Consider the following 4,539-nt stretch of genomic DNA (forward strand, 5'->3'; position numbering starts at 1 on the left):
CCGCATTCAATCCTCCCGTCAGAACAAGACCGCGGCGCGCTCACCGGCGGCTTGATCGATTCTTATTACTCCGACAATATAAAGCGTGGAAGGCGAAGGCAATCGCCGTTTTCGGTCAGGATGTGTTGCGCTATGCGCCAGGGGATGGGACGGGACGACGACACGCACGAGCAGGGGGAGGATTACGCCACGGCGTCGCCGCGGCAGCCGCGCGGCACCGGGCGGCGGCTGCACGGCGCGATCGCCCAGAAGCTCGGCACCGCGATCGTCTCCGGCCGCTATGCGCCGGGCGACGTGCTGAGCGGCGAGGTCGCGTTTTCCGAGGAGCTGGACGTATCGCGCAGCGCCTATCGTGAGGCGATCCAGGTGCTGGCGGCCAAGGGCCTCGTCCTGAGCCGGCCCAAGGCGGGAACGCGCGTGCTGCCGCGCGAACGCTGGAACCTGCTCGATCCCGACGTGCTCGCCTGGGTCTTTGCCGAGGAGCCCGACCCGCAGTTCGTCCGCGCGCTGTTCGAGCTGCGCGCGATCGTCGAGCCCGCCGCCGCCGGGCTGGCCGCCGAGCGCCGCGACCGCGCCGACCTGAAGGCGATCAGGGACGCGCTGGCCACGATGCGCCGCCACACGCTGGCGACCGAGGAAGGGCGCGCGGCGGATCGCCAGTTCCACGCCGCGATCCTGCGCGCCACCCACAATGACGCGCTGATCGTGATGAGCGCGAGCATCGGCGCGGCGGTGAACTGGACCACCCAGTTCAAGCAGCGCGCCCGCGCCCTGCCGCGCAATCCGATCCCCGATCATGTCCGAGTACAGGAAGCGATCGCCGCGCAGGACGTCGCCGGCGCGACCGCTGCGATGCGCCTGCTGGTCGATCTCGCACTCGACGATACCCGCAGCGTGATGGACGCCGGGAGGCCTTAAGGGCTCAATCGTCGAAGGCGTCGACACGCACCTGCCGGCAGCGCAGGAACGCGTCGGCCACCAGCCGCAGCGGACTGCGATCGACGTCAGACCGCCCCTGATCGATCAACCTGGCGAACCGCGCGTACATGCCGGGATATTCGCGTTCGGGGCCGACCGGATGCTCGACGTCGTCGATCGTCATCTTCGCGCCGCCTGCCGACAGCCGCAGCGTGCCGTCGTCGGTCGCGACGGTGATGTCCCAGGTCTGCGGCCCGGTCTGCCGCCAGTCGAATACCGCGTGGACCGGCGCGCCGCTCATCCCGATCATGTTGAGCTCGGCGGCGATCGGCGCGGCACGATTGTCGGGAAATTCCAGCGTGCCGTCCTGCAGGAAGAAGTGGCGCGGCAGGATCATCGTCGCGATCGACAGCGCGTTGATGCCGGGATCGAACACGCCCAGGCCGCCCGGCTCCCAGATCCATTGCTGGCCGGGGTGCCAGCGGCGCACATCCTCCTTCCACACGATCTCGACGCGGTTGATCCGGCGCTCGGTCAGCCACGCGCGCGCATCGGCGACGCCCGGCGCGAACCGCGAATGCCACGCCGCGAACAGCGTTGTCCCAGCGGCTTCGGACAGGCGGGTCAGCGCCTCGACCTCCGACAGCGTCGCGCCGGGCGGCTTTTCGAGCAACACGTGCTTGCCGGCGCGGATCGCCTTTGCCGCGGCTTCGAACCGGGCCTGCGGCGGCTGGCACATCGCGATCGCGTCGAGCGCGAGATTGGCCTCGAGCAAGGCGTCGATCGTCGGGAACAGCGCGATGCCGTCGGCATGGCCGGCGTGCGTCGCGGCCGCGACCAGATCGAACCGGTCGGACGCGGCGATGGCGGGAATATGCTGGTCGTGCGCGATCTTGCCGAGCCCCACGATGGCGATGCGGATCGCCATCGCTAGAGGCTCCGCACCGTCACCGCGACCGGCGCGGCCTGCGCGATCGGATTGCGGACGGGCAAGGTGAACGGCGTCGCCTCGATCTCGAACACGTCGCCGGATGCGGTCCGCACATCGTCGCTGAACGACAGCGTCGCGGTGCCAAAGAAATGGACGTGGACGTCGCCGGGCCGGCGGAACAGCGGATATTTGAAATGATGATGCTCGAGGTTGGCCAGGCTGTGCGACATGTTGGCCTCTCCCGACACGAACGGCCGTTCCCAGATCGTCACGCCATCGCGGACGATCCGGCTGGTGCCTTCGACATGCGCGGGCAGGTCGCCGATCAGCAGTTCGGGGCCAAGCGCCGCCTGGCGCAGCTTGGAATGCGCGAGCCACAGGTAGTTGCCGCGTTCGGTGACATGGTCCGAGAATTCGTTGGCCAGCACGTAACCGAGCCGCACCGGCGCTCCGTCGTCGGCGATCAGGTAGATGCCCGCGATCTCAGGTTCCTCGCCAGCGTCCAGCGCGAAGGCGGGGGATTCGATCGGCGCGCCCGGCGCGACGAGCGACGACCCGTCGCCCTTGTAGAACCATTCGGGCTGGACGCCGGGGCCGCTGGCCGGCTTGCCGCCCTCGACCCCCATCTGGAACATCTTCATCGAATCGGTCAGCGTCGCCGCCTCGCTCGCCGCGCGGTGCATCTTGTCACGCCCTTCGGCGGAACCGAGGTGGGTCAGGCCGGTGCCGGTCAGCAGCAGGTGCGCGTCGTCCGGATGATCGATCGGTGCGAGCAGCGCGACCGCGGCCAAATCCAGCTCCCGACCGCTGTCGGCCGCCGCCGCCATCGCCTCCAGCCGCTGCCCCTGCGCCAACGCGCGCTGTGCGAGTTCCAGGGTCGAGCGCGTGTCGGTCAGGATCGTCGGCGGGGCGCCGTCGCGCAGGACCGCGACGCCGCGCGATCCGTCACCTGCGCGGAACTGGATCAGGGAAGTCGTCATCGCGCGTCCTCAGGCGGGTTGCATGACGCCGTCGACACGGCGCGCGACGGCATAGGGGTTTGCGTCGCGCAGCGCGGGCGGCAGCAGCCGGTCGGGGATATTCTGGTAGCAGACCGGGCGCAGGAACCGCTCGATCGCCAGCGCGCCGACCGAGGTGCTGCGCCCGTCGCTGGTGGCGGGGAACGGGCCGCCGTGGACCATCGCGTGGCTGACCTCCACCCCGGTCGGCCAGCCGTTGGCGAGCACCCGCCCGGCCTTTTCGGCGAGAAGCGGGATCAACGGCGCGACCAGCGGCTCGTCGGCCTCATCGAACAGCAGGGTCGCGGTCAACTGGCCCTCCAGCCCGGTGACCAGCGCGGCGACGGCGTCCATATCGGCCGCGCGCACCACGATTGACGACGAACCGAACACCTCATGCCCCAGAGCCGGATCGGCGGCGAAGGCGTCGGCATCGGTCGCGAACAAGGCCCCCTGCGCCTGGTTGATCCCGTCGCCGACCGGCCCGCGCGCGACGACGCGGACGGCGGGATGGCCGGCCAGCGCGTCGACTCCCTGTTCGAAATTACGGTGAATGCCGGGGGTCAGCATCGGTTGCGCCGCCGCCTCGCGCAATGCCGAGGCCGCCGACGCCTCGAAGGCATCGAGGTCGCTGCCAGCCAACGCGATCACCAGGCCGGGGTTGGTGCAGAACTGCCCGGCGCCCTGCGTCAGCGACGCGACATAGGCTCGACCAAGCTCGGCCCCGCGCGCGGCGGCGGCGGCAGGGAACAGGATGACCGGATTGATGCTCGACATCTCGGCATAGACCGGAATCGGTTCCGGCCGGCTATTGGCGATGCGGACCAGCGCCAGCCCGCCGCCGCGCGATCCGGTGAAGCCCACAGCCTTGATCCGCGGATCGGCGACCAGCGCGCCGCCCAGGTCGTTGGTGGTGCCGGGCAGGCACGAAAACACCCCTTCGGGCAGGCCGCTGTCGACCACCGCCTGACGGATCGCCCGCGCGACCAGGTCGGTGGTGCCCGGGTGCGCCGGATGCCCCTTCACCACCACCGGGCAGCCCGCCGCGAACGCCGATGCGGTGTCGCCGCCGGCGACGGAGAAGGCCAGCGGGAAATTGGATGCGCCGAACACCGCGACCGGGCCGACGCCGACATGCACGCGGCGCAGATCGGGGCGCGGCAACGGCGCGCGATCGGGCAACGCCGGATCGATCGTCACGTCCATCCACGCGCCCTCGCGCACCACCTGCGCGAACAGCCGGAGCTGGCCGATCGTGCGGCCGCGCTCGCCCTCGATCCGGGCGCGGGGCAGCCCCGTCTCGGCGGTCGCGCGGTCGATCAGCGGATCGCCGATCGCGGCGATCGCGTCCGCGATCCGTTCAAGGAACGCGGCCCGGTCGGCCGGGGCGAGATCGCGGAACACGGGGAACGCCGCGGCCGCCAGAGCGCACGCATCGGTCACGTCGTTCGCGCCAGCCTCCGCAAAGGGGGGGCCGATCGCGGCGCCAGTCGCCGGATTGACCGCATCGAACGTGTTCGCGCTGGTCCGCTCTTCCGAACCGATCAGGATCGCGCCGGTAATCATCGCCCTATTTACTCCGACAATTGATCGTGCCCCTGACGCAATGGGCGGGCCGGGTCAAGCGGGTTCGCCGATCTGGCGCTCCTCCACCGGCGGCGCCCCGCCGGTGACGACCGGCTTCGAGCCCCA

General features: G+C 70.4%; 4 protein-coding genes. 1 reads left to right on the plus strand and 3 read right to left on the minus strand.

Annotation, left to right across the window (positions count from 1 at the left end):
* Positions 1-144 precede the first annotated feature (144 nt).
* Positions 145-918, plus strand: a complete 774-nt coding sequence (locus VNR91_RS09555; protein WP_325490534.1) for a FadR/GntR family transcriptional regulator — start codon at positions 145-147, stop codon at positions 916-918.
* Positions 919-922: 4 nt separating this feature from the next.
* Here VNR91_RS09555 and VNR91_RS09560 read toward each other — a convergent pair whose 3' ends face one another.
* The 3 genes from VNR91_RS09560 to VNR91_RS09570 are packed head-to-tail and all read right to left on the minus strand — an operon-like array spanning position 923 to position 4,413.
* Positions 923-1,846, minus strand: coding sequence for a Gfo/Idh/MocA family oxidoreductase (locus tag VNR91_RS09560; protein WP_325490535.1), 924 nt, complete (start codon positions 1,844-1,846; stop codon positions 923-925).
* A 2-nt stretch (positions 1,847-1,848) separates the two neighbouring features.
* Positions 1,849-2,829, minus strand: coding sequence for an AraD1 family protein (gene araD1 / locus VNR91_RS09565; protein WP_325490536.1), 981 nt, complete (start codon positions 2,827-2,829; stop codon positions 1,849-1,851).
* A 9-nt stretch (positions 2,830-2,838) separates the two neighbouring features.
* The gene (locus VNR91_RS09570) at positions 2,839-4,413 is read right to left on the minus strand and encodes an aldehyde dehydrogenase (NADP(+)) (RefSeq protein WP_325490537.1); all 1,575 of its coding nucleotides are present in this window, start codon (positions 4,411-4,413) and stop codon (positions 2,839-2,841) included.
* Positions 4,414-4,539 lie beyond the last annotated feature (126 nt).

It is taken from the genome of Sphingomonas sp., assembly GCF_035555815.1.
GTDB lineage: Bacteria > Pseudomonadota > Alphaproteobacteria > Sphingomonadales > Sphingomonadaceae > Sphingomonas.